The 23,673-nt window shown below is 64.1% G+C and carries 24 protein-coding genes; 3 read left to right on the top strand and 21 right to left on the bottom strand.

The annotated features are described in order from the left end of the window. Positions 1–272: hypothetical protein (locus WCJ41_RS02730; protein ID WP_336904284.1), on the top strand; the 272-nt coding region annotated here is incomplete at its 5' end. Further along, on the top strand, positions 245–1,450 hold the full coding sequence (locus tag WCJ41_RS02725) for an LptF/LptG family permease (protein WP_336904283.1): 1,206 nt from the start codon (positions 245–247) through the stop codon (positions 1,448–1,450). The genes WCJ41_RS02730 and WCJ41_RS02725, both read left to right, overlap by 28 nt. Positions 1,451–1,454: 4 nt before the next feature. Here WCJ41_RS02725 and WCJ41_RS02720 read toward each other — a convergent pair whose 3' ends face one another. Together WCJ41_RS02720 and WCJ41_RS02715 are read right to left on the bottom strand one after the other, a co-directional pair. Beyond that, on the bottom strand, positions 1,455–1,817 hold the full coding sequence (locus tag WCJ41_RS02720) for a cupin domain-containing protein (RefSeq protein ID WP_336904282.1): 363 nt from the start codon (positions 1,815–1,817) through the stop codon (positions 1,455–1,457). Between the two features lie 93 nt (positions 1,818–1,910). Next, positions 1,911–3,674: an APC family permease gene (locus WCJ41_RS02715; protein WP_336904281.1), complete on the bottom strand. Its 1,764-nt coding sequence runs from the start codon at positions 3,672–3,674 to the stop codon at positions 1,911–1,913. A gap of 225 nt (positions 3,675–3,899) precedes the next feature. Here WCJ41_RS02715 and WCJ41_RS02710 point away from each other — a divergent pair, with 225 nt between their 5' ends. Then, positions 3,900–6,263 carry a DUF1989 domain-containing protein gene (locus tag WCJ41_RS02710; protein WP_336904280.1) on the top strand — a complete coding sequence of 788 codons (2,364 nt, stop codon included), beginning with the start codon at positions 3,900–3,902 and terminating at the stop codon, positions 6,261–6,263. Positions 6,264–6,459: 196 nt separating this feature from the next. On the opposite strand, the gene WCJ41_RS02705 is transcribed toward WCJ41_RS02710, so the two are convergent. The 19 genes from WCJ41_RS02705 to WCJ41_RS02615 form a co-directional block, all read right to left on the bottom strand. Then, positions 6,460–7,800, bottom strand: coding sequence for an NAD(P)/FAD-dependent oxidoreductase (locus WCJ41_RS02705; protein ID WP_336904279.1), 1,341 nt, complete (start codon positions 7,798–7,800; stop codon positions 6,460–6,462). Between the two features lie 34 nt (positions 7,801–7,834). After that, complete coding sequence (locus WCJ41_RS02700; protein ID WP_336904278.1) at positions 7,835–8,878, bottom strand: DUF3445 domain-containing protein; 1,044 nt, start codon at positions 8,876–8,878, stop codon at positions 7,835–7,837. A gap of 11 nt (positions 8,879–8,889) precedes the next feature. Then, positions 8,890–9,855 (bottom strand): PDR/VanB family oxidoreductase, encoded by a 966-nt coding sequence (locus WCJ41_RS02695; protein WP_336904277.1) that lies wholly within the window; start codon positions 9,853–9,855, stop codon positions 8,890–8,892. Next, positions 9,852–10,457 carry a dimethylamine monooxygenase subunit DmmA family protein gene (locus WCJ41_RS02690; RefSeq protein WP_336904276.1) on the bottom strand — a complete coding sequence of 202 codons (606 nt, stop codon included), beginning with the start codon at positions 10,455–10,457 and terminating at the stop codon, positions 9,852–9,854. The genes WCJ41_RS02695 and WCJ41_RS02690 overlap by 4 nt, the downstream gene beginning before the upstream one ends. A 15-nt stretch (positions 10,458–10,472) precedes the next feature. Beyond that, a complete protein-coding gene (locus WCJ41_RS02685) occupies positions 10,473–11,606 on the bottom strand; it encodes an aminomethyltransferase family protein (protein ID WP_336904275.1) in 1,134 nt (377 codons plus the stop codon). A gap of 417 nt (positions 11,607–12,023) precedes the next feature. Then, positions 12,024–12,377, bottom strand: a complete 354-nt coding sequence (locus WCJ41_RS02680; protein ID WP_336904274.1) for a hypothetical protein — start codon at positions 12,375–12,377, stop codon at positions 12,024–12,026. A gap of 1 nt (position 12,378) precedes the next feature. Next, positions 12,379–12,903: a chemotaxis protein CheD gene (locus tag WCJ41_RS02675; protein WP_336904273.1), complete on the bottom strand. Its 525-nt coding sequence runs from the start codon at positions 12,901–12,903 to the stop codon at positions 12,379–12,381. Further along, positions 12,903–13,292 carry a response regulator gene (locus tag WCJ41_RS02670; RefSeq protein ID WP_336904272.1) on the bottom strand — a complete coding sequence of 130 codons (390 nt, stop codon included), beginning with the start codon at positions 13,290–13,292 and terminating at the stop codon, positions 12,903–12,905. The genes WCJ41_RS02675 and WCJ41_RS02670 overlap by 1 nt, the downstream gene beginning before the upstream one ends. Before the next feature lie 11 nt (positions 13,293–13,303). Further along, entirely contained in the window at positions 13,304–14,332 is a 1,029-nt protein-coding gene (locus WCJ41_RS02665; RefSeq protein ID WP_336904271.1) for a chemotaxis response regulator protein-glutamate methylesterase, read from the bottom strand. Continuing rightward, positions 14,329–15,195: a protein-glutamate O-methyltransferase CheR gene (locus tag WCJ41_RS02660; RefSeq protein ID WP_336904270.1), complete on the bottom strand. Its 867-nt coding sequence runs from the start codon at positions 15,193–15,195 to the stop codon at positions 14,329–14,331. The genes WCJ41_RS02665 and WCJ41_RS02660 overlap by 4 nt, the downstream gene beginning before the upstream one ends. Further along, positions 15,192–15,668, bottom strand: coding sequence for a chemotaxis protein CheW (locus WCJ41_RS02655; protein ID WP_336904269.1), 477 nt, complete (start codon positions 15,666–15,668; stop codon positions 15,192–15,194). Before WCJ41_RS02655 ends, WCJ41_RS02660 begins: the two co-directional genes overlap by 4 nt. Beyond that, complete coding sequence (locus WCJ41_RS02650) at positions 15,668–17,767, bottom strand: chemotaxis protein CheA (RefSeq protein WP_336904268.1); 2,100 nt, start codon at positions 17,765–17,767, stop codon at positions 15,668–15,670. The genes WCJ41_RS02655 and WCJ41_RS02650 overlap by 1 nt, the downstream gene beginning before the upstream one ends. Before the next feature lie 13 nt (positions 17,768–17,780). After that, entirely contained in the window at positions 17,781–18,146 is a 366-nt protein-coding gene (locus tag WCJ41_RS02645; protein ID WP_336904267.1) for a response regulator, read from the bottom strand. Further along, entirely contained in the window at positions 18,143–18,439 is a 297-nt protein-coding gene (locus WCJ41_RS02640; RefSeq protein WP_336904266.1) for an STAS domain-containing protein, read from the bottom strand. The genes WCJ41_RS02645 and WCJ41_RS02640 overlap by 4 nt, the downstream gene beginning before the upstream one ends. A 92-nt stretch (positions 18,440–18,531) precedes the next feature. Then, a complete protein-coding gene (locus WCJ41_RS02635) occupies positions 18,532–19,065 on the bottom strand; it encodes a hemerythrin domain-containing protein (RefSeq protein WP_336904265.1) in 534 nt (177 codons plus the stop codon). Between the two features lie 67 nt (positions 19,066–19,132). After that, positions 19,133–20,053, bottom strand: a complete 921-nt coding sequence (locus WCJ41_RS02630; RefSeq protein ID WP_336904264.1) for a sugar kinase — start codon at positions 20,051–20,053, stop codon at positions 19,133–19,135. After that, the gene (locus WCJ41_RS02625) at positions 20,050–20,877 is read right to left on the bottom strand and encodes an ATP-binding cassette domain-containing protein (RefSeq protein WP_336904263.1); all 828 of its coding nucleotides are present in this window, start codon (positions 20,875–20,877) and stop codon (positions 20,050–20,052) included. Before WCJ41_RS02625 ends, WCJ41_RS02630 begins: the two co-directional genes overlap by 4 nt. A gap of 13 nt (positions 20,878–20,890) precedes the next feature. Next, positions 20,891–22,294 (bottom strand): sugar ABC transporter permease, encoded by a 1,404-nt coding sequence (locus tag WCJ41_RS02620; RefSeq protein WP_336904262.1) that lies wholly within the window; start codon positions 22,292–22,294, stop codon positions 20,891–20,893. A gap of 128 nt (positions 22,295–22,422) precedes the next feature. Then, a complete protein-coding gene (locus WCJ41_RS02615; RefSeq protein WP_336904291.1) occupies positions 22,423–23,400 on the bottom strand; it encodes a substrate-binding domain-containing protein in 978 nt (325 codons plus the stop codon). Positions 23,401–23,673 lie beyond the last annotated feature (273 nt).

The raw sequence follows: 23,673 nt of genomic DNA, 5'->3' as shown, positions 1-23,673 counted from the left end.
ATGGCATTCAAGAGGTCGGCGGTTCGATTCCGCCTGGCTCCACCATCCACCTCTCCGACAATCGTGTTCACCACAGCTCCATACAACTCGCCGGCAATCGTGATCCGTGCCGCAAAGGCAGCACCGCGCCACAATCCCGCCGCTTTCCGGCTCGTTCCAAGGCGTGGATGCACGCATGGCGGGCCCCGGTTTTAGGGCTTGGCTTCGAAGATCGATCATGGTTTTTTAGCCTTCTCCGGATTCGTTGCCACCGACAGGCGAGGCTCTTCTGACCATCATCGACCGATATGTGCTGCGCCAGTGTCTGGTGCCGATCTTCGCGACCATCCTCATCGGATTGCTGGTGCTGTCCGCCGCGCGCTTCCTGATCATCTTCGATCTGGTGCTTGGCAACGACCAGGGCATGCTGATCGTGGCGCGCATGCTTGGCGCCTTCGTGCCGCACTACCTGGCCTTCATGCTGCCGCTAGCGCTGTATTGGGGAAGCTACCTCACGGCGCGCCAGCTGACGGTTGGGTCGGAACTCAACATCCTGCAGGCCACCGGCTCATCCATCGCCCGCAGCTTCGGCAGCCTGATCGCGCTGGGCGTGATCTTCACCTGCATCAGCGTTCTCGTGGTGGGCTGGCTGCAACCCATCGGCCGTTACAGCTACCGGGCGCTGACCTACCATCTGGAAAAATCCGACTTCTATCTGCGCGTCCGCGAAAGCACCTTCATGAACATCGACAACCGCACCGTCTATGTTCAGGAAATCAACCCGGACCGCCACAGCTTCCAGAAGATCCTGATCTTCCAGCCGCTCGACAAGGGCGGCAATTCGACCATCTTCGCGCCGCGCGGCAACATCAGCAAGATCGACGGCAGCCTGAACCTCAGGCTCTTTGATGGGCAGCGCGTGGTGGTTGCCGACGGGGCAGACCCCGACAATGTGCAGATGATGGATTTCGACGTGCTCGATGTTCCCGTCGGCAATGCCGCGGCGGCATTCAGGTCACGTGGCGAGGACGAGCAGGAGCTGCTGTTGCCGGAACTCATGGCGCAGACTTCGCCCATTGCCGATGCCGACGTGGTGGATCTGTCGATGGCACTGCACAAGAAGCTGGTGATCGCCATGTCATGCCTGTTCCTGCCGATGCTGGCCGTGGTGCTGGGCGTGCAGAGCTCGCGCAAGAAGAACCTCTACCAGTCGATCGTCGCCATTCTCGTCATCATCATCTACCACCAGCTCATCGAGTTCTGCGGTGACTATGGCAAGAAGAGCGATCTCGGGCCTGCGGTGGTGCTGTGGTCGCTCTATGGCGTGTTCTTCATTGGCACGCTGGTGCTGTTCTACAAGACGACCACGGGCATCGGGCCACTGCAGGACCGCATCGCCTCTAAGCTTGACCGGATCGGCATGAGCCTCAATCCGTTTGGTTGGCTGCGCGGCCGACCGCAGATGCCCTGACGTCTCAGAGATTCTTCTCGAGTTCGCGCACGAAGACAACGAGGGTGGCGCCCTTCTCGGTGGTCGAGAAATGCTGCGTGCCGGTTTTCAGCAGCACGAAGTCACCGGCCTTGTAGACATAGCCGTCATTGTCGGTGACCTCGCCCTCGATGACGAAGAACTGCTCATGGCAGGTGTGCTCATGCGGCTGGCTCGATGAGCCCGGCGCCATGCGATAGAGCGTGAAGCCGGCACCCTCGGGGAAGGTGTCGTCGAACTGCACGAAGGACTGGCCCGGGATCTCGCGACCGTCGGCATCGATGTAGCTCTTGTAGGGCGCGGTCTTGTAATTGGCCACGATGCGTTCGGTGGGGGTGATGGTCTTCATGTGCTGTGCGCTCCCTGTTCCGGATGATCATAAAGCAGAAACGGGGCCCCTGCGAAGGGGCCCCGCACACTGGTGTCGCAGTGACGGGCTTTGTTAGCCCGGCAGCACGAAGAACCAGTTGGCCCATAGCACCAGCGCGATGCCGGCGATGAGCGTCAGGTAAGGCCACATGCCGGCCTTGCGCTCACCAAGTCCGCCGCCGACGATGCCCAGATCGTCGAGCGCTTCCTTGGGGAACTTGCCGCCGTCCTGCACATAGTGGCGATAGACGAACACCGGCAGGATCAGCGCGGCCATCGCGAAGCCAACCCACAGGGCGCTCGAATAGCCCCAGACCTTGGCGCCGGCGCCGAGGAACAGGGCATTGACGAAGGCCAGGATGGTGTTGAAGCCGATGAGCCAGGTGGGTGCCTTCCACGCACGTGGAACGTGACCTGAGTCGACGCGATGCATCCAGCCCGCGTTGAGGTTCAGGAAGTTGAAGATGATGTAGCCGACGTTGGAAATGGCGAGCACGTAGAAGTAACCCGCGATGTCAGACGCCAGCGCCAGCAGGAAGAGGTTGAAGGCGAAGTCGGTCCACATGGCGCGGGTGGGCGCACCATGCTTGTTGACGTGGCTCAGGTAGCGCGGCAGCCAGCCGTCCTTCGAACCCTGATAGAGGGTGCGGGACGAACCGGCCATTGCGGTCATGATGGCGAGGAACAGCGCCAGGATCATCAGGATCACGAAGATCTGGGTGACGACCTTGCCGCCGCCCACCATGTTGCCGAGCGCTTCACCGACACCCGTGCCGTCCACGATGCCCGGTGCCAGCATGCCGGCGTGGCCGAGAACACCCTGGAAGGAGAAGGGCACGAGGAAGAAGAACACGCAGCACAGCAGGCCGGAGTAGAAGATGGCCCGGAACGTGTCGGTCTTGGGGTTCTTGAGCTCGCGGGTGTAGCACACCGCGGTTTCGAAGCCGTAGGTCGACCAGGCGGCGATGTAGAGTCCTCCGAGGAAGAGCGTCCAGCCGCCGATGTTCCAGCTGCCCTCGTCCGCCGAATAGGCGGCGGCAGGCGGCATCAGGTTGGTGACGTTGGAATAGTCGATCTGGCCCGTCACGATCGGCACGATGCCCACCAGGAACAGCGGCACCAGAACGATGATGGCCAGCACCTTCTGGGCGCTTGCCGTGGAGGCGATGCCACGATGCTGGATCGCGAAGATGATCAGCATCAGCACGGCGCCGATCACGAAGGTCGCGTTGAAGTGCATCGCGCCGAGGCCAGGAATGTTGAAGGTGTAGGCTTCCCAGCTGCGGACGAAGGGCGTGAGCGCCGCCACTGCATCGGTGGTGGCAACCGCCTTGATGGCATCGGCAGGCGCCGTGCCGGCATTGGCGGCGATGTAGTCGACGACCGACTGCGTGGTGTCGCTATAGTTCGCCAGGTTGGCGGCGACCCAGTCCAGCACCAGCTGCGAGTCAGCGGCGGGGATCGGGAACAGCGAGTTGAGGATGTAGCCTGCCGCGATGGCGCAGCCGAGCGACAGCACCGGGCTCCACGCGAACCAGTTGCACCACACCGAGAGCGGCGCGATGAACTTCGAATAGCGCAGCCAGGCCGTTGCTCCGTACACGGAGGCGCCGCCCGACTTGTTGGCGAACATGCCGGCGATTTCGGCATAGGTGAAGGACTGCAGGAAGCCCATGATCATCGAGATGATCCACACCAGGAAGGCAAGCTTGCCCGTGGTGCCGGCGATGCCGCCGATGGAGAAGAGCACGAGTGGCGGCACGCCGGCCGCGACCCAGAAGGCGCCCTTCCAGTCCAATGCCCGGACGAGTTCGCCCGAGTTCGATTTTTCTGACATGTTCGTCGTTTCCTAAGTTGTTCCCTTTACCCATTCCCGATGGCATGCCACCTCTTCCGGGTGGGTCGACATCCATCGGGCAAAGAATAAGGCAGCGGACCGAAGCCGCTGTTTCCCCCCTATCCCTCAGGAAATAATTTTGAATGCCATTATATCGACGGTCAAGCGAAACTCACCTATAGTTTCGAAACTCGTTGAAGACATACCCCTAGGGAAGGGTGATTGATGCTGGATTTATTGCAACGCAACACGGCCCCGCCGGCGAGCCGCATCCTGCGGCCGGGTGTGAGAACGCTGCCCGAGCGGGTGGAACGCTACCCCGTTCCGGGGGCGGGTTCGGTGGTGGTGGAGGTCAAGGCAGGAGACCTGCTGCGCCTCACCGACGTGGAGGGCGGCCAGGCTTGCGAAGTGCTGTTCTGCGGGGCCGATGGCGCGTTCGACTTGGCCGCACTCGGCACGAAGCCCGACGGCACTGGCGAAGGGCTGAAGTCCTTGCTGTCACGCAGCAGCGAGGGCGTGGCGCGCACGCTTGGCGCCCTGCGCCGCCGCGGCGTCGACCTTGCCAAGGCACGCTCCGCCGGCCTGTTCGGCGCGGAAAGCCGGGCCGGCAGCAATGCTGAACTCAAGGTAGCGCGCGACGGCATTCTGATCGTGGCGGTGCCCGGCGCCGACATGAGCCCTGAGGCGCAGGACACGGCAACCGACATCGAACTGCGAATCACCCGCGCTGCACCGCCCACGGGAAAGCGACTGGACATTCTCCCTGAGCCGCTCGCTGATCCCATCCACGACATCCGCATCAGGGCGGCGACGGCCAACGCCTATCTGGTGCGCGCTGGCGAGTGGATCCAGGTGATCGACGTGTCCGGCCGTCAGTGCACGGATTTTCAGGCGCTGGCCGCCCGCAAGGTGGACAAGGGCCTCGACTATGCGTTGGACTCCACCGTGACGCGCACGCTGCTGGGCCGCAGCTACCCCACACCGGGCCTGCCGTCGAAAGCCTTCGACCGCGAGTTCGAGCCCTTGGTCGAGATCGTGCAGGACACGGTGGGCCGGCACGACGCCTTCGCCACCGCCTGCAACAGCCGCTACTATGATGACATGGGCTATCCGGGGCATGTGAACTGCACCGAGAACTTCAACCAGGCCCTGGCGCCCTATGGCGTTGCCCCGCGAAAGGGCTGGGAGGCGATCAACTACTTCTACAACACCAACATCGACCACCAGAACCAGCTCTACCTCGACGAGCCGTGGTCCAGGCCCGGCGACTATGTACTGATGAAGGCACTGACCGACATCATCTGCGTGTCCTCGTCGTGCCCTGACGACATCGACGCGGCAAACGCGTGGGACCCGACCGACATCCACATCCGCACCTATGCGGCGAAAGAAACCTTCCAGAGAGCAGTGGCCTATCGCATGACACCGGACGCCGACGCCCAGCTGACCAAGCAGACCGCCTTCCATGAGCGCTTCGCTGCCCTCACCCGGAACTTCACGGAGTATCGCGGCTACTGGCTGCCCACCCGCTTCAACAACGATGGGCCCATCGACGAATACTGGGCGGCGCGCGAGAAATGCGTGGTGATGGACTTGTCACCCTTGCGCAAGTTCGAGGTGACGGGGCCGGACGCCGAGGCACTGATGCAGTATTGCGTGACGCGCGACATCCGCAAGCTGGCCACCGGCCAGGTGGTCTACACCGCCATGTGCTACGAGAACGGCGGCATGATCGATGACGGCACGGTGTTCCGCTTGGGTCCCAACAACTTCCGCTGGATCGGCGGCGATGACTACTCCGGCATCTGGCTGCGCGAGCAGGCGGAAAAGATGGGCTACAAGGCGTGGGTACGTTCCTCAACCGACCAGCTGCACAACATCGCGGTGCAGGGCCCGAACAGCCGCGAGCTGCTGAAGGAAATCATCTGGACGCCGCCCGCGCAGCCGTCGATTGGTGAACTCGAGTGGTTCCGCTTCACGCCCGCCCGCATCGGCCACTTCGAAGGCGCACCGGTGGTGGTGTCACGCACCGGCTACACGGGCGAGCTGGGCTATGAGATCTTCTGCCACCCGAAGGATGCCAATGCGGTGTTCGACGCGGTGTGGAATGCCGGCCAGAAATACGGGCTGAAGCCCATGGGCCTCGAGGCCCTCGACATGGTGCGCATCGAGGCGGGCCTCATCTTCGCGCATTACGAGTTTGACTCCGAGACCGACCCCTTCGAAGCCGGCATCGGCTTTGCCGTGCCGCTGAAGACCAAGGCCGATGACTTCATCGGCAAGGAAGCCCTCATCAAGCGCAAGGAACATCCGCGCCGCAAGCTCGTCGGCCTCGACATCGACTCGAACGAGGCGGTGGGCCATGGTGACTGCGTGCATATCGGCCGCGCGCAGGTGGGCGTGGTGACGAGTTCCATGCGCTCGCCGATTTTGGGCAAGAACATCGCATTGGCCCGCGTCGATGCGCTGAACGCCGAACCCGGCACGGAAGTGGAGATCGGCAAGCTCGACGGTCACCAGAAGCGCCTGCCCGCGAAGATCGTCAAGTTCGCAGCTTACGATCCGGAGAAGACAAGGCCGCGGTCTTAGAGCTTCCTTCCCCTCCTCACTTTCATCATGCCCGGGCGTGACCCGGGCATCCACTTTGCCGGCGCCGGAAAAGGATCGCCGGGTCGCGCCCGGCGATGATGACTGTAGGGGTTGAGCAACGGCCTCCGAACACACCCCAAAGCAAAATCGCCGGACCCTGAGGCCCGGCGATAATGTGTTCCCGATGTAAGCAGTCTTACTTGACCGCCAGATAGGCCTCGAGTGAATCGTCGAGCGCGTCCTTCCACGGGGTGTGGTGCTTGGGGCTCATGGTGCCGGTCATCAGCGACTTGTAGGCGTTGTTGCGGAAGCCCATGATGTCGTCCATCTTGTGGTGCTCCCAGACCATGAAGGTCTTGTTCACGCTCTCGATGTCGAACTTCGGATAGTCGGTGGCCTCGATCAGTTCCTTGACGTAGTCGCCCTGGAACCAGATCATCTGCTCGGCATCGGCGAGCTTCTCCTCGCGCTTCAGCCACTTCTTCCAGTCCTTCTTCATGGCATCGGCCTTGGGCAGCTTGATGCGGCCGAGGATGATGTCGCGCACGTACCAGGCTTGCGCGTCGAACATGTTGAAGGTGTAGAACTGGTCCTGCATGCCGATGTAGAAGAAGCGCGGGTTGTCCTGCCAGACAACGCCCTTGTAGAGGTTCTCCGGCCACAGGCGATTGGCCGTCTTGAGGCGGAGGTCCTCCGGCAGATAGGGGAAGTAGTGCTGGTAGCCGGTGCAGAGGATGATGGCGTCCACGTCCTTGGTGGTGCCGTCCTTGAAGTAGGCCGTCTTGCCTTCGAGCTTCTGCAGCAGCGGGCGCTCCTCGAAGTTCTTGGGCCAATTGAAGCCCATGGGCTTTGAGCGATAGGTGGTGGTCACCGACTTCGCACCATATTTCCAGCACTGCGAGCCGATGTCCTCGGCCGAATAGCTGCGGCCGACGATGAGGATGTCCTTGCCCTTGAACTCGAGGGCATCGCGGAAGTCATGGGCGTGCAGCACGCGGCCGTTGAACGAGTCGAGTCCGGGGAAGAACGGCGTGATCGGCGTCGAGAAGTGACCGGACGCGCAGATCACGTAGTCGAACTCTTCCGTCTTCATCACGTCCTTCACACGGTCGTGCGAGGTAATGAAGAACTTCTTTTTCTTCTTGTCGTAGTCGACCATGCGGACAGGCGTGTTGAAGCGGATCCACTTCCTCACACCGGCCTTCTTCACGCGGCCGACGATATAGTCCCACAGCACGGCTCGCGGCGGATAGGACGGGATCGGCTTGCCGAAATGTTCCTCGAAGGTGTAGTCGGCGAACTCGAGGCACTCCTTGGGTCCGTTGGACCACAGGTAGCGGTACATCGAGCAGTGCACCGGCTCGCCATGTTCATCAAGGCCGGTGCGCCACGTGTACTTCCACAGTCCGCCCCAGTCATCCTGCTTCTCGAAGCAGACGACTTCGGGGATCTTGGCCCCCTTCTTCTTCGCGGACTGGAAGGCGCGAAGGGCTGCGAGGCCCGAAGGGCCTGCGCCGATTACAGCAACTTTCGTCATGGTGTCTCCCTGGTGCTTGTCTCTTGCTTTCCACTCATTCCGGATAGATGCCGGGGGTGGTCGGCTGGCCGTCGTCAAATTTTGCTAGCCACTCGATGGTGGTCGGGCGGTAGCGGGTCAGACCCTTGTAGTCCACCAGCTCCGGCGGCAGATCGCGGAGCACACGGTGGAAGCGGCGTGCCCACTTGGGCACCGTCACCAGCTCTTCCATCTTGATGAGGTAGCAGCGGATGACGAAGAGGATGGCGTTGGAGCGCGGCAGGCGCCACAGCGTCTGCAATTCGCAGCGCAGGTGCACCTTGTCGCCGACATTCTCCGGCGTGACGGTGGCGCGGTCCGGGCCCCACTTGTGATAATTCTCGGGGCTCGTATCGAGCCGCGGATTGATGGTCATGGTCCAGTTCAGGCGGCGCACCGGCCTGCCCTGCTGGAGGTTCAGCAGGAACTTGAGCGCGCGGTCGAACACGCCGATCTCGTGGGCCAGCGGCACGGGGCCGTGCCATTCATGGAAGTTCATGCCGATGTCGAAGTCGAGCGACCAGTCGGCCTGGGTGGTCACCATGCCGGCGTCGCACCACAGCTGGCCATCACGCTGGTCGACGATGACGAAATCGCCCTGGGCCTGACGGGTGATGAATTCCAGGGGCTCCATCGGCAGCGTGGAGGCGTCGCCGAAGGTGAAGGTCTGGTCGATGCCCATGGGGCGGTTGATCCAGCGCCACTGGTCGCCGTTCTTTTCCAGCGTGAAGTGTTCCGGGTAGCCCGCAGCCTGGGACTCCATGAGAAGTTCGAGTGTATCCCACTGGGCGGCCATCATGTGCGGCAACGCCTGGTAGCGGAGCGGATCTTCCTTCAGCACCTTGGCGCGGTCGGCCATCTCGGCAACGAAATGCTCGTCGACGTCGATGGGCTTGTTGTAGGCGTGGCCAGGAGGGCCGGCGGGAACATGGGGCTCCATGTTCACCGAATACATGTATTTGTCTTCGTTGAAGGGGAAGGGGAAGCGGCGGATCGCTTCGGATGAGTTCTTGAACGTATAATCGTCGCGGAACGTTTCGTTCTTGAATTTGATGTTCATACGCTGAACTCCTAGAGGTCGAGGGTGACCACGTTGCCCGTGATGCGTGAGACGCAGATCATGATCTTCCTGCCGGAGGCCTTGTCATCGGGCTCGAGGAAGTGGTCATTGTGTTCGAGTTCGCCGTCGCAGGAGACCACACCCGTCTCGCACTGGCCGCAGGCGCCGCCACGGCAGAGATAGGGCGCGTCGACGCCATTGGCTTCGAGCGCTTCGAGAATGCTCTGGTGGGGTGCGACGTCGATGGTGCGGTTGGATTTCGCCAGCCTGACCTGGAAGGCCTTGCCGGGCGGCGGCGCGAGGAATTCCTCGGAATGCAGATTCTGCTTCGGCCAGCCGAGCTCGCGCGCCTTGCCGAGCACGCCGTTGATCATGCCGGCGGGACCGCAGACATAGAGATGGGTTCCGAGCGGCTGGTTGGCGAGAACGTCAGCGACGGGAATGAACAGCTTCTCCTCGTCGCAATAGATCTTGACGCGGTGCTTGCCGTAGCGCTGCTGGAGTTCCTTCCAGTAGGCGCCGTGGGTGCGCGTCCTCACTGCGTAATGCAGTTCGAAGGCCGCGCCCTCGCGCTCCATCTGGTCCATCATGGCGATGAAGGGGGTGATGCCGATGCCGCCGGCCATCATGATGTGCTTCCTGGCCCGATGGTCATGGGCGAAGAGATTGACGGGCTGGCTGAGGATGAGCTCGTCGCCCTCCTTCAGCTTCTCGTGCAGGAAGGCGGAGCCGCCGCGCGAATTCTCGACGCGCAGCACGCTGATCTCATAGCCCGCGGAATCTTCCGGCGAGGACATGAGCGAATAGGGATTGCGGCGCAGCGCCTTGCCGTCACGCATCGAGACGATGACATGGGCGCCACCCGAGAACACCGGCATCGGCTGGCCGTCAACGCGCTCGAAGCGGAAGCGCTTCACCTTGTCAGCGACCTGGGCAGTCGCCGCCACGCGAACCTTCATTTCGGTGTTGACGGTCACGGGAACAGCTCCTCGGGCTTGGGCGCGGTGCCCGGTTCCTCGGCATCGATGCAGACGCCCTGGAAGGCGCCGAGGCGGCGCGAGTAATGGTCACGCACCAGCAGCGACAGGCCGCAGGCACTGCAGGTGAAGGGGCTGGTGGTCACGTTGTCGGTGATGCCCTTGCAGTGCACGCACTGCACGCGGCGCGCTGCGGAGCCGCGGTGCTCGGCATGGATCGAGGCCGGATCGACGCCGTGGTTCATCGCCACCTGCTGGGCCTGCCCGATGAAGCCCTCGGTACCCGCGAGATAGATTTGGCTTCCCATGTGGGCCTGGCCGAGCATGACGTGGAGGCGGTTGAGCAGCACGGGGATGGTGGGCGCCAGCCAGAACGTATCAGCACCCAGCGCTGCCAGCTTCCTGTCGTGGTCCTCGGCCCTGGAGCCCGAGGCGACGTAGAGGATGTCGGCATTCTTCAGAAAGTCTGAGCCCGCCGCCTTGACCCGGTCGATCAAGGCCAGCGCCCCTTCGCCCTCGAGGGCGAAGAGGTGCCGTTTGGCGTGGCTGTCGATGTTGAGGCCGCTGTAAACAGGGCGGCTCTTGATACCTGCTACGAGCATGCGCCCCGTTGCTCCTTAACCGACTGCGGTACGCTTCTTCTTTTCCGGGTCATCGAAGGTGATGGTGTGGGCGATTGCCTTGGCCTTCACGTTCTTGCCGCGGATTTCAAGCGGTGTGCCCTGCTTGGCGTAAGGCACTTCGAGGCGGGCGATGCCCATGCTCTTCTTGGTGAGCTTCGAATAGCTGGGGCAGGTGACGACGCCGACCTTGCGGCCGTCGGCCCAGACCTCGTCGCCCAAATCAACCGGGCCATCAGCATCGACCAGCACGCCGAAGATCTTGAAGCGTTCCTTGCCCTTGAGCTTGTAGTGCTCCTCGGCACCGCGGAAGCCGGTCTTGCCGGGGCTCACCGTGAAGTCGAGGCCGAGCTCCCACAGCGAGTCGCCGGGGACCTGATCGGGGAAGGGGTACATCTGCGAATTGTCGTAGGGATAGAACAGCAGGTAGGATTCGACGCGCAGCATGTCGAGCACGCTGAAGCAGACGGGGATGATGCCCATCGACTTGCCCTTGTCGAGGATCGTGTCCCACACCATGGGCGCGTCCTGGCCGCGCACGAAGATCTCGTAGCCGCGCTCGCCGGTGTAGCCGGTACGCGAGATCATGACGGGCGCGCCGAACAGCGTCGTCTGCATGTGGTGGAAGTACTTGAGGTCGCGGATGCCCGGCACGTGCTGGGCGAGAAAATCGACCGCCAGCGGGCCCTGCAGCGAGAGATCGTGCAGATCGTCGTCGAACAGCACGGCGACGTTGCGGCCCATGGCGGCCTTCACGATCTGCTCATGCGCCGAGCCCGAGCCGTGCACCAGCATGAAGGAGTTGGGGCCGGTGCGATAGACGATGCAGTCATCCGTGAACATGCCGCGGTCATCGAGCATGCAGGCATAGACCGACTTGCCCGGATAGACCTTGTTGATGTCGCGGGTGGTGATGTAGTCCAGCACGGCGATGGCGTGCGGACCCACGAGGTGGACCTTCTTGAGGCCCGAGACGTCCATCAGGCCGGCCTTGGTGCGGACGGCGATGTGCTCTTCGTAGATGTCCTTGTCGTAGGTCCAGGCGGTTCCCATGCCGCTCCAGTCCTCGAGTTTCGAACCAAGTGCGCGGTGACGGTCACCGAGGACCGAAAATCTCCAGGACAGCGGCATGTGACTCCTCCTAATTGTTTCCTGCGTGGAATTATTTTTTCCAAACTGTACACGGGAACCGGAGAAGCGCAAGTCGTCTCATGGGGGAATTGCGTCGCTTTATCGTGGGTCCGGAACGGTGTGAAATGAAGCACGCAGACGCTGCCGCGGGAAGACGATGTGCGCGCCGTGCGGCGATTTGACCGTGGCCGCGGGCGAGATCGATATCATCTTGTTTCCTTGAATAGGAAACTATTGACTTTCGAGCAAGGCCGTGCTATGTTCTGCCCATCATTGCTGACGGGAGGGAGGGACAAAATGGTGATGTGGCTGATATTCCTGCTCCGCGCCCTGCTCGCGTCCCGCGCCGAGCCCACCGGGGGCGAGGGGCCGCTCCGCCACCACCCCGCAGGCGATGCCGAGCGACAGCCGGAAAGGCTACGAAAAGAACTCGTAGCTCTCCGTCTCCTCCTTCACGGCATGGCCTGCCCCCCTTACCAGCCGCTGCGCGAGGCTGGCGAGCTTGAGGTCGGCGACCGCGGCCGCACCATCCACCTGCCATTCGGGCGATGCCAGCGCCGCGGTATTGGCGGCGAAGCGGGCGAGCGCCAGCAACGTCTGGTTCAATATGTCGAGGAGCTGCAGGTTCTGGATGCTGCGGGCATCGAGCACGCCGGCGTTGCGCTCGATCATGTCGTCCACCGTGGCCTCCATGTCGGCGGCCATGAGCTGGAGCGCGCCCAGCTCAAGGGAGAGCTGGTTGAGCAGCACGGACAGCGGAAGTTGGCTCATGTCAGAACAGCTCCAGGTCGCCTGTGGGTGGCAGGGCGGGAACGGCAACCGGCTTCTCCTCCACAGCACGGACGAACTTCTGCATCGCGCGGCCCGAGGCGGGCCAGAACTGGATGCGCCGCCCGGTTTCGCCGCCGAGGCTGCCGCCGGTGATGGCAATGCCCTCGCGCCTGAGGAAGTCCTGCGCGAATTTCGCGTTGGTGGCGCCGATGTCGCCCAGCCCCAGCATGGTGCGCGCACCGCCGAACAGCTTGGCTTCCAGCCGGTGGCGCGCAGCACCCTTCTTGAGGAGCCCGTTGATCAGCAGTTCCATGAGGTGGACGCCGTGGCGCGAGAACAGCGTCGAGGCCGCAGCATCGCCCGGGAGCAGGAAGTGGTTCATGCCGCCCACTTCCGCGACCGGATCATTGATGCAGGCGGCCACGCAGGAGCCGAGCAACGTGGAAATGGAGAGCACCTTGTCGCCGCTCACGTGATACTCGCCCTGCACGATGTTGATGCGGGCATGCTGGCCGGGGTGCTGCATCAGACGAGCTTTCCCACCACCGCCTCGATGGCGGCCTTGAGGGTTGCCGTGGTGAAGGGCTTGGCGAGGAAATTGTTGAGGCCGTATTTCTTGCCCTCCTCGATCATCGCGCGGTCACCCTTGCCGGTGACGAGGATGAAGCAGCACTGCCGCGTGGGCGCATATTCGCGCAGTGCCTTCAGCAGCTGAAGCCCGTTGAGCTTGGGCATGTTCATGTCCGAGAACACGATGTGGCAGGGGCCCGCCATCATCAGCTGCAGCGCCTGCTCGCCATCGGCCGCGAGCACGGTGTTCTTGATGCCAATCTCGTTCAGGCCGTCGACGAGCAGCATACGGCTGACCGAGGTATCGTCGACGACCATCACCTTGAGGTGCTGCGTATAGGGCATTGGAGCCTCCGTTATGTCCTGACGGCCGTCGCCTCGATGAGGGCGTGGCCGATGCGCGTGATGGGATGCTGGACCTCGACCGCGCCAAGCTCGACTGCCGCCTTGGGCATGCCGTAGACGATGGACGAGGCCTCGTCCTGGGCCATGGTGCGGCCGCCCGCTTGGCGGATTTCGAGCAGACCCTGGGCGCCGTCGCGCCCCATGCCGGTGAGCAGCACGCCAACGGCGCGGGGACCCAGCGAACGTGCCGCCGAGGAGAACAACCGGTCGATGGATGGGCAATGGCCGTTCACCGGGCCGCCCGTCTTCAGCGCGCAGGCGAAGGTCGAGCGCCCCGTCACCTCGAGGTGAAGCTCGCCGCCGGGTGCGATGTAGACCGTGCCGGGCCTCAAGGCCGCGCCGATCGTCGCCTCCATGACTTCGGGTGCGCACATCTTGTCGAGTCGGACCGCAAGGTTGCGGGTGAACACCGGGGGCATGTGCTGGGTGACGAGGGTCGGCGGGCAATTGGCGGGAAAGGCCGTGAGGATCGAGATCAGCGCCTCGACGCCACCGGTGGAGGACCCGATGAAGATCATCCTGCCGTCGGACTTGTAGGCGCTCGCATCAGGTGGTGTCTGCTCCACAGCCCGGGCAACCTGCGCACGGCGCTTCACGTTGGAGGCGATCTTCACCTTGGCGGGAAGCTCGTCGAAGCTGTTGGGATTCTGGACACTGGGCTTGACCACGCAATCCACCGCCCCCAGCGCCAGCGCAGCGATGGTGGTGTCGGTGCCGCGGGCCGTCATCGAGGACACCATGACCACCGGCATCGGCCTCAGGCGCATCACCTTCTCAAGGAACGAGATGCCGTCCATTTCGGGCATCTCGACGTCGAGGGTCATGACGTCCGGGTTGAGCATCTTGATGAGTTCGCGCGCCTGCAGCGCCGAATTTGCCGTACCCACCACCTCGATCTCCGGGTCAGCCTCGAGCACATTGGCGACGAGCTGGCGCATGGTGGGTGAATCGTCAACGACAAGGACCTTGATCTTGCTCATGCCGGGGAGCCTCCAATCTTCCGGTAAACGGTGGTGCCGTCGATCTTGAACAGCGTCTCGGCAGGGCCGATGACGCGTTCGGAATGCCCAAGATAGAGGTAACCCCCAGGGCGGATGAGCGGCAGCATGCGGTTGAGAAGCCGCATCTGCGTCTTCTCGTCGAAATAGATCACGACGTTGCGGCAGAACACCGCATCGAACGGGCCCTTCATCGGCCAGGACCCAATGAGGTTGAGCTGGCGGAAGGTGATGAGGCCGCGCGGCGCCTCGTCGAAGCGCAAGGTGCCGGTTCCCGTGCTCTCCATCCAGCTGCGGCGGAGTTCGGCGGGAAGGCTTGCCGCTTCCTCGGCGGGATAGGTGGCCTTGCGACCAGTCTCGAGCACGAGAGGATTGATGTCAGTCGCCAGGATGCGGGTGTCATAGGCGCGAGCATCCGGCAGCACGGAGAGAATGGAGAGCGCGATGGAATAAGGCTCCTGACCGCTGGAGCAGCCGGCCGACCAGATGCGCAGGCGGCGGCCGTCGCGGAGTTCCTTGGCCATCGGCTCGATCAGCTTGCTGCGCAGGTGCTGAAAGTGATGGGGCTCGCGGAAGAAGCGCGTGACATTGGTGGTGAGCGCCGCGATCATCTGGGCGCGCTCGTCCGCGCCGTCCTCCGAGTCAACCAGGGCACAATAGTCGCGAAAGTTTTCCAGCCCCAGCGCGCGCAGGCGCTTGGCGAGGCGCGAGTAGACAAGGTTGGCCTTCGAGGCGGGCAGGCTGATCCCCGCATCCTCGTAAAGGGTATTGGCAATGAAAGCGAAATCGGTCCTGTCGAAGCCGAACTCGCCGGCTGCGAGCGGAACCGCAGCTTGGGTGTTCATGCGGCTTCCAGATCCATGCCCGCCGGCAGCACATTGTCCATGGTGATGACGGAGATCATGCGGCCATCCATGGCGATGACGCCACGCACGAACATGCGGGCAAGCTGGGAGGCGACATCGGGCGTGGGCTGGATGGAGGTATCCTCGACCGAGAGGATGTCGGACACGGAATCGACCAGCAGGCCCGCCGCGCGCTCGCCCACCTGGGCCACGATGATGACGTGGCGCGCGGTGGGTTCGGTGCCCGGCAGGCCGAGCCTGACGCCCAAATCGACGATGGGCAGCACCACGCCGCGCAGGTTGATGACGCCGCGGATGTAGGAGGGTGCGCGCGGGATGGCGGTGGCCGGCGTCCAGCCGCGGATCTCGCGCACCGACATGATGTTGATGCAGAATTCGAGGCTGCCGGCACGGAAGGCGACGAATTCGGCCTCGCGGCTCTGCGGGTTCAGGGATTTCTCGATCATGGACATCAGCTCGCTTTGGCAAGGGGGGTTTCGGCAGCGACCCAGTCATGGTGGCGGGGGCCCACCAGCGCATCGACATCAAGGATCATCGCCACGCGGCCATCGCCGAGGATGGTGGCAGCGGCAATGCCGTCGACGCGCATGTAGTTGGTCTCGAGGCTCTTGATCACCACCTGGCGCTGGTCCTGGATATTGTCGACGAGAAGGGCGCTGCGCGTGCCGTTGGCCGTCTCGATGAGGATGGCGACACCCGAGCGCAGGTCAGACGTCGGCCCGCGCACGCCCAGCTCCGCGCCGACATCGATCAGCGGCACCAGCACGTCGCGCACGCGCAGCACGAAGGAGTGATCCCCCAAGTGATGGATGCGCGAGGGCTCGTGCTTCACCGTCTCGACGATGGCCGTGAGCGGAATGACGAAGACCTGCTCGTCCACGGTGACCACGATGCCATCGAGCACCGCGAGCGTGAGGGGGAGCGAGAGCGTGAAGGTGGAACCCTTGCCGGGTGCCGAGGCAATCGAGATGCGTCCGCCCAGCGCCTGGATCGAGCGCTTGACCACGTCCATGCCGACGCCGCGCCCCGAGATGTTGGACACCGTGCTTGCGGTGGAGAAGCCGGGCAGAAACAGCAGGTTGTCGATTTCACTGTCGGACAGCTGCGCATCGGGCGGCACGAGGCCGTTGGCGATGGCCTTCTGCAGCACCCTGGGGCGGTTGATGCCCTGCCCGTCGTCGCTGACCTCGATGATGACGCGGCCGGACCGGTGGGCCGCGGCGAGCTTGACGGTGCCCTCGGGCGCCTTGCCTGCGGCGACGCGCTGCTCCGGCCCTTCGAGGCCGTGGTCCACGGCGTTGCGGATCATGTGGGTAAGCGGGTCGGCCAGCAGCTCGACCACCGTCTTGTCGACTTCGGTCGCTTCGCCTTCGGTGCGCAGCCGGACATCCTTGGACGTGGCATCGGCCACTTCGCGAACGATGCGCGACATGCGCTGGAACAGCGGGCGCACCGGCTGGGCGCGGATGGCCATGACGCTTTCCTGGATCTCGCGCGTCAGCCGCTCCAGCTCCTCGAGGCTCGAGGTCACCTCGCGGTCGCGCACGTGGCTCGAATGCAGCACGCGCTGGGTGAGCATGGCCTGGTTGATGACCAACTCGCCCACGAGGTTGATGAGGCGGTCGACGCGGTCGAGATCGACGCGGATCGTCGGCTGCACGGCGGCCTTCACGGCCTTGGGCGCGGCGTCGGCTTCCGGCGGGGGTGCGGCGGCGGCAGCCGCGGCGGCGATCGCCGGGGCTTCCTCGCGCACCTTGCGGAGGATTGCGGTGATGTCCATCTCCGGCGGCGGCGGCGCCGTGGCGGACTGCGCAAGCTCAATGGCAAGGTCGCAGTCGCCCTCGACGAAATCGAAGACCTCCTTCACCGCCGCGCGCTGGCTGTCGGTTTCGAGGCGAAGTTCCCAGGAGAGATAGCTGTCCTCCGGCTCGAAGGTGTCGAGGAAGGGAAGGTTCTTGATATCGCAAATCGACGTGAGCGTACCGAGCCGTGCCAGTTCGCGGAACAGCGCCAGCGGTTCATTGGCCTTGGCGAAAAGCTCGCGCAGCGGGCGCAAGCGGATGGTGAAGACGTTCTGTGCCGGTGGTGGCGGTGGCTCGTCGAAGGCGGTGATGATGGGCTGGAACGCGAGGTTCGCGAATTCGTCCTCCTCGGCGGCGGCCCCACCGCCACCGATGAGCGCGTTGAATTCCTCTTCGATGGCCACATAGGGAGCGGTGACTTCCACCCCGCCGTCACGGCTCGCCGACACAAGGTCGGCCAGCGCATCGGCAGCGCGCAGGAACAGCTTCATCGCATCGACATCGGGCACCAGTTCGCCGGAGCGCACCCTGTCGAGCGCCGTCTCGAAGATATGGGCGAAGTTCACCAGCGCATTGAGCTTGAAGGCGCCGGCCCCGCCCTTGATCGAATGCACGGCGCGGAACACGGCATTGACGGTTTCGGAATCGCTGTCGCCTTCCTGCATCGACAGAAGGCCGTTCTCCAGGGCGGTGAGCTGCTCCTCGCATTCCTGGAAGAAGGTCAGACGGATTTCGGCCATCGGGTCCATGCCGGCACTCCCCTCAGGCGGCCACGCGGCGGACTGCGGCGATGAGCTTCGCCGGGTCGAAGGGCTTGACGATCCATCCGGTGGCGCCGGCGCGGCGGGCGCGCAGCTTCTTCTCGTCGTCGCTCTCGGTGGTCAGAACCAGGATGGGAATGGCGCGGTACTGCGCATCCTGGCGGACCGCCTCGATGAAGCCGAAGCCGTCCATGCGCGGCATGTTGATATCAGTGATGACCACCTGCGGCTTTTCGCCGCGCAGCACATCAAGGCCATGCAGCCCGTCCTCGGCCTGAACGACACGGAAGCCGGCATCGACGAGAGCCATGCGGAGCATGTCGCGCATGGTACGGGAGTCATCCACGGTGAGAATAGTGACAGTCATGCAGTGAGTCCTTCGCGGGAGAGAAAGTCTTTCGGGAGGCCCAGGAGCTGGGCCGCATCGGTGAGGGCGGGCGAGGCGGAGGCGACATGGAAATCATGCCCGTCGGAGCGCCACGTCATCCAGGCGCAGAGCAGCGCCTGCAGCGCCAGGGTGGAGACGCGGGTGACGTCGCCCGCCTCCACCACCACCGCGGTGTTGCGCGCCCTGCGCAGGTCCTGCAGCAGGCCATCGATGGCAGTGGGATCAAGCGACGACCGAAGCCGCAGCACGGTGATGCCGGGACTATCGGACATTCGGCACCCTGGGGACGAGACACATTCCTTCGACTCCGCTGAAGCAATGGCGGCACGCTAGGAAGGAAAGATTGTGCGGGGCTGGAGGGGCCTCAGCCGGCCTGGCGGCGGTTCTCGTTCATGCGCGCAGCGAGCTGCGCGAGATCATCCCTGGTGAGGCGCAGGCGGGCCAGCGGCATGACCAGCTGGTTTTCCCAGTGCACGTGGCGGCGATAGCGCTCGAAGAAGCCCCGGAGCATGTAGCCCAGCATTTCCGGGTTGGCAGGGCGGCCGCCCTGGCCCAGCGTTTCGAGCGCCTCGGCGATCTCGGAGGCGAAATCATTGTCCGAGTCATGCTCGCAGGCCAGCCGCTCGAGGATCTTGTCGACGGCGTCCTCGGGCCTGGCCCGGGCGCGGAGCAGCGGGAACAGCCCCTCCTCCTCGTCATGGTGGTGGAGCGGCAGGTCAAACTGCAGGGAGGAGGCGACCTGGGCGCAAAGGCGGCGGTCCACCTCGTCCGGCAGGCCATCGGCGATGCGTTCCATGGCGTCGCACATCTCGACCTGAACGGCATGGGCGCTGGCGATCATGTCCAGCGGGTTGCGCGCCAGCAGGGTCGGCTTTTCACTCACGGCGGCCTCGGACATCAAAGCGTGGTTCCTGGATAATTCCCGCCAATTTCAGGGCGGGGACCGCGCGGGGCCTTGATCCAGATCAATCAGCGGCAGCCAGAAGGGCCTCCACGGCGGCCCGGCGCGGCAGGGGTGCGATGGCGCCATAGCCAAGCGTGGAAAGCCCGGCGGCGGCATTGGCGAAGCGCACCGCATCGCTGAGAGGCTGGCCGCGCGCCAGCTGGGCGAGCAGCGCGCCGGTGAAGGCATCCCCCGCCCCCGTGGCATCCACTGCCGCGACCTTGCGGGCGGGCACCTGCTCCGCCCCATCCCGCGTGACGAGTGCAACGCCATCCCTGCCGAGGGTGATGACCACCGCACTGGCGCCGAGGCCGAGGAACCAGCGGCCGATCTCGGCCGGATCGGTCAGACCGAACAGGGCTTCCGCATCCTCGGCGGAGGTCTTGAGAATGTCGGCCTGCGCGGCGGCTGCCTCGACTACAGGCCGCGCCTTCTCGGCCGTCCACAGGCGCGGGCGGAAATTGGTGTCGTAGGACACGCCAACTCCTGCCTTGCGGGCGATGACGATCGCGGCAGCAACCGTTTCCGCCGCCGTCTCGCTGATCGCCTGGCTGATGCCGGAGGCATGGAGGAAGCGGGCCGAGGCAATCAAGCCGGCGTCAAGGTCGGCGGGCACCATGCGGCTCGCGGCGGAGCCCGCGCGGCGATAGGTGAAGACGTGGCCCGAGGCACCATGCGTGACGAAGTAGACACCGGTGGGAGCGCCCGTGTCGGTGACCACGGCGCTGGTGTCGATCGCCTCGCGGTTCAACAACGCGCGGAGTTCAGGGGCGAAGATGTCATCGCCCAGCCTTGTGACATAGGCTGCATTGCTGCCGAGGCGGGCAGTGGCAATGGCGACGTTGAGCGTGTCGCCGCCGAAGCCCGTCAGCCAGTTGCCATCCGGCTGGCGGTTCAGTTCATAAAGCGGCTCGCCGAGCGAGACGACGTCGAAACGGCTCACGCCGCCGCCGAGGCGCTCTGCAATGCGCCGGGACCAGGGACAGCGCCCGGAGGGCACTTGCCGGCGATGATCATGCCCAGCACCTCGTCATGGTCCACATCCGTGGTGCGCGCCGTGCCGACCACGCGGCCGTTCTTCATCACCGTCACGCGGTCGGCGAGATCGAACACGTCATGGATGTCGTGGCTGATGAGGAAGATGCCGATGCCTTCAGCTTTGAGCTGCTTGATGAGCTCGCCCACCTGGGCGGTTTCCTGCGGGCCCAGCGCCGCGGTCGGCTCGTCCATGATCAGGATGCGGGCATTGAAGTGGATGGCGCGCGCGATGGCGACCGACTGGCGCTGGCCGCCGGACAAGGCCCTTACCGGCTCCTTGAAGCGGCGGAAGTTGGGGTTCAGACGGCCCATCACCTTGCGGCATTCGGATTCCATCGCGGCATCGTCCAGCGTGCCCCAGGAGGTGCGCAGCTCGCGGCCGAGATAGAGGTTGGCGGCCGAGTCGACGTTATCGGCCAAGGCCAGCGTCTGGTAGATGGTCTCGATGCCCAGCGCCTTGGCGTCACGCGGGTTGCTGATCTCCACCTTCTCGCCGTTGATCAGTATGTCACCATGGTCGCGCGTGTAGGCGCCCGACAGGATCTTGATCAGCGTCGACTTGCCGGCACCATTGTGGCCGAGGAGGCCCACCACTTCACCGGGGTAGAGATCGACGGAGGCATGGTCCACCGCCTTGATGCCGCCGAAGGCGATCGAGATGTCCTTCATCTCGATCAGCGGCGGGCCGGAGCGTTCGACCTTGGTGGGCTGCTTGTGAGCATGGGTCATGATGCGATCCCCCTTACTTGGCGCGGCGGCGGTAAACTTGGTCGAGGTAGACGGCGAGCGCCAGCACGACGCCGACGACGATGTCCTGATAGGCCGAGTCGAAATTCAACAGCGACATGCCGGACTGCAGCGACTGCATCAGCAGCGCACCGAGCATGGCACCATAGATGGTGCCGATGCCGCCGGCGAGCGAGGTGCCGCCGATGACGACGGCGGCGATCACGTAGAGCTCGTTCGACTGGCCGAGCGAAATGGTGGCGGCGTTGAGGCGGGCCGACGAGATGATGGCCGAGACGCCGACCAGCACGCCCATCAGCGTGAACACCAGAACGGTGAGCTTGCGTGAGTTGATGCCGGCGAGCTCGACGGCTTCCGGATTGCCGCCCGCAGCATAGACGTAGCGGCCGAAGCGGGTGCGGGTGGCGAGGAAGGTCATCACCAGGCCAACCACGATGGCGATCAGCACCGGAATGGCGAAGCCGTTGTAGAAGATGAGGCCGCTCACGCAGCGCACCACCTTGTCGCCGTCCATGCACAGGGCGGAGCCCGAAGCATCAAGCGTGCCGGGCGGAATGGTGATGTTGTGTTCCTTGGCGTAGTTCTCGATGACCTTGGGCGCCCAGGGGTAGGCATTCACCACGGCGGTGATGCCCAGCACCATGGCGCTGCCGATGGCGCCCAGCGTCACCTCTGCCCAGACGGGGCGCAGGGGAAAGCCGAACTTCTTCCTCTGCTGGCGGCCGCGCAGGATGCCGAGCACGATGCCCGCGCAGGCGAGAAGGCCCAGCACCCAGCTCCACACGGGGCCGATGGACCCGGCAGGGCCATAGCCGCCGATCAGCACGTAGGTGTTGTCCATCGGCGCGATGGTGACACCGGAGGCGAGCAGGAAGGCGAGGCCGCGATAGGCGATAAGGCCGCCCAGCGTGACGATGAAGGAGGGGATTTGCGCATAGGCGGTGAGCGCACCGTTGAGCGCGCCGATGATGGCGCCGAGCGCGAGGCCGGCCACGACGGCGATGATCCAGATCGAGGGATTGCCGACACCCAGCAGCGGCCCCAGCTTGTAGACCTGCAGTGCACCGATGGCGACAGCGATCGTCGTGAGCACCGAGCCCACGGAAAGATCGATCTGCCGCATGACGATGACCAGCACCATACCGGTGGCCATGACGGCGATCGAGGACGTCTGGACGAGCAGCGTCCAGAGATTGCGCGGGGTGAGGAACTGGCCGCCGAGCAGGCCGTCGCCCGGCTTGAAGAACAGGCCATAGAGATCGAAGCCCGCCCAGATCAGGAACAATGCAGCGAGCATGCCGAGCATGCGCGTGTCGATCTCGGTGGCCCTGAGGAAGCGCCCGATCAGGCCCTCTTCCATCATGGCCGGACTTTGCGAACCGCCCGTTGTGGCCGACATCGGCTTTCCCCCATTTTCGTTTGCCGCCGCGTGTCGCCGCGGCTTTTCACTTATGGAAAGGCCGCACCACCCGTGTTGCCAGGCGGCGCGGCCCCAGTGTCATGTCAGGGCGAAAGCCCCGTCATTGCTTAGTTGCAGGCCGCGACCGAGCCAGCCTTCACGCCGGCGCAGACTTCGTCCTTGGTCACCCAGCCCGCCGTGATCACGTCGGCCAGGTTGCCCGTGGTGATCGGGTTCGGCGTCAGCAGGATGGAGTTCACCTCGACGCCCTTGGCGCCCTTGTTGAACTTGGAAATGCCAGCCAGCGTGGTCGGATCCTTGCCATCGGCGATGGCGACGGCGGCTTCAGCCGCTGCCTTGCCGAGGACGCGCGAGTCCTTCCAGACCGAGACGGTCTGGGTGCCGAGTGCCACGCGGTTCAGAGCGGCCTTGTCGCCGTCCTGGCCGGAGACCGGAACCGAGCCGGCGAGGCCCTGTGCATCGAGAGCGGCGACGACGCCCGAAGCCATGCCGTCGTTCTCGGACACCACCGCATCGACCTTGTTGTTGGTCGAGGTCAGGCACTGTTCCATGTTCTTCTGGGCATTGTCGGGCTTCCAGCCGTCGGTGAAGGTTTCACAGACGTTCTTGATCTTGCCGCCGTCGATGCCGGCCTGCAGAACTTCCATGATGCCCTGGAAGAGGAAGGTGGCGTTCGGATCGCCCTTGTCGCCTTTGATGAAGGCATAGTTGCCCTCGGGCTTGGCCTTCTGGATCTCGGTGGCCATCAGACGTCCGACGCCGACGTTGTCGAAGGTGACGTAGAGGGCGTTCGGATCTTCCACGAGCACGTCGTAGGAGAGCATCTTGATGCCAGCGTCAGACGCGGCCTTGAAGGACGGCAGGATGGCGTCCGAGTCGAAGGCGACGACCATGATGACGTTGCAGCCCTGGGTGATCAGGCTTTCGATGTCGGCAGCCTGCTTCTGGGCGGAGCCCTGGGCGTCAGCGTCGATGTACTTGTCGCCGGCAGCCTCGACCACGGCCTTGATTGCCGCCTGGTCGGTCTTCCAGCGCTCTTCCTGGAAGGTCTTCCAGGACACGCAGATGTTCTTGCCGGCGGCCATGGCCGGCGAGGTCGAAAGGCTGGCCGCGGTGAGCGCAACAGCGCCGGCCGCCAGTGTCAGGAACTTGCGATACATTTTGGGTCCTCCTCCAAGCCGTATGGTCCCCGTGGGACGCCTCCCTGAAAGCAGCTGTCACGCCACCACACGGGGTTCCTGGGCCATGGACGATCTGTTGTTTTATTTCGGCGTCCAAAAAAATGTTGCGACAAACCTCCTTCGGAGTCAACATGCAAAATAAGCAAAACAAAATAGTGCAACGCAAAAAGAATGTTG

The organism is Aestuariivirga sp. (assembly GCF_037139295.1).
GTDB lineage: Bacteria > Pseudomonadota > Alphaproteobacteria > Rhizobiales > Aestuariivirgaceae > Aestuariivirga.
This window is presented reverse-complemented; position numbering and strand designations above follow the sequence as displayed.

Excerpts from the sequence above, each read along its gene's own strand:
- WCJ41_RS02710 (WP_336904280.1), top strand. The coding sequence starts at position 3,900 with ATGCTGGATTTATTGCAACGCAACACGGCCCCGCCGGCGAGCCGCATC.
- WCJ41_RS02625 (WP_336904263.1), bottom strand. The coding sequence starts at position 20,877 with ATGACCCATGCTCACAAGCAGCCCACCAAGGTCGAACGCTCCGGCCCG.
- WCJ41_RS02660 (WP_336904270.1), bottom strand. The coding sequence starts at position 15,195 with ATGAACACCCAAGCTGCGGTTCCGCTCGCAGCCGGCGAGTTCGGCTTC.
- WCJ41_RS02655 (WP_336904269.1), bottom strand. The coding sequence starts at position 15,668 with ATGTCCATGATCGAGAAATCCCTGAACCCGCAGAGCCGCGAGGCCGAA.
- WCJ41_RS02670 (WP_336904272.1), bottom strand. The coding sequence starts at position 13,292 with ATGCCCTATACGCAGCACCTCAAGGTGATGGTCGTCGACGATACCTCG.
- WCJ41_RS02640 (WP_336904266.1), bottom strand. The coding sequence starts at position 18,439 with ATGTCCGATAGTCCCGGCATCACCGTGCTGCGGCTTCGGTCGTCGCTT.
- WCJ41_RS02715 (WP_336904281.1), bottom strand. The coding sequence starts at position 3,674 with ATGTCAGAAAAATCGAACTCGGGCGAACTCGTCCGGGCATTGGACTGG.
- WCJ41_RS02665 (WP_336904271.1), bottom strand. The coding sequence starts at position 14,332 with ATGAGCAAGATCAAGGTCCTTGTCGTTGACGATTCACCCACCATGCGC.
- WCJ41_RS02650 (WP_336904268.1), bottom strand. The coding sequence starts at position 17,767 with ATGGACCCGATGGCCGAAATCCGTCTGACCTTCTTCCAGGAATGCGAG.
- WCJ41_RS02615 (WP_336904291.1), bottom strand. The coding sequence starts at position 23,400 with ATGGCCGCCGGCAAGAACATCTGCGTGTCCTGGAAGACCTTCCAGGAA.
- WCJ41_RS02720 (WP_336904282.1), bottom strand. The coding sequence starts at position 1,817 with ATGAAGACCATCACCCCCACCGAACGCATCGTGGCCAATTACAAGACC.
- WCJ41_RS02690 (WP_336904276.1), bottom strand. The coding sequence starts at position 10,457 with ATGCTCGTAGCAGGTATCAAGAGCCGCCCTGTTTACAGCGGCCTCAAC.
- WCJ41_RS02705 (WP_336904279.1), bottom strand. The coding sequence starts at position 7,800 with ATGACGAAAGTTGCTGTAATCGGCGCAGGCCCTTCGGGCCTCGCAGCC.
- WCJ41_RS02675 (WP_336904273.1), bottom strand. The coding sequence starts at position 12,903 with ATGCAGCACCCCGGCCAGCATGCCCGCATCAACATCGTGCAGGGCGAG.
- WCJ41_RS02685 (WP_336904275.1), bottom strand. The coding sequence starts at position 11,606 with ATGCCGCTGTCCTGGAGATTTTCGGTCCTCGGTGACCGTCACCGCGCA.
- WCJ41_RS02635 (WP_336904265.1), bottom strand. The coding sequence starts at position 19,065 with ATGTCCGAGGCCGCCGTGAGTGAAAAGCCGACCCTGCTGGCGCGCAAC.
- WCJ41_RS02700 (WP_336904278.1), bottom strand. The coding sequence starts at position 8,878 with ATGAACATCAAATTCAAGAACGAAACGTTCCGCGACGATTATACGTTC.
- WCJ41_RS02620 (WP_336904262.1), bottom strand. The coding sequence starts at position 22,294 with ATGTCGGCCACAACGGGCGGTTCGCAAAGTCCGGCCATGATGGAAGAG.
- WCJ41_RS02645 (WP_336904267.1), bottom strand. The coding sequence starts at position 18,146 with ATGACTGTCACTATTCTCACCGTGGATGACTCCCGTACCATGCGCGAC.
- WCJ41_RS02680 (WP_336904274.1), bottom strand. The coding sequence starts at position 12,377 with ATGAGCCAACTTCCGCTGTCCGTGCTGCTCAACCAGCTCTCCCTTGAG.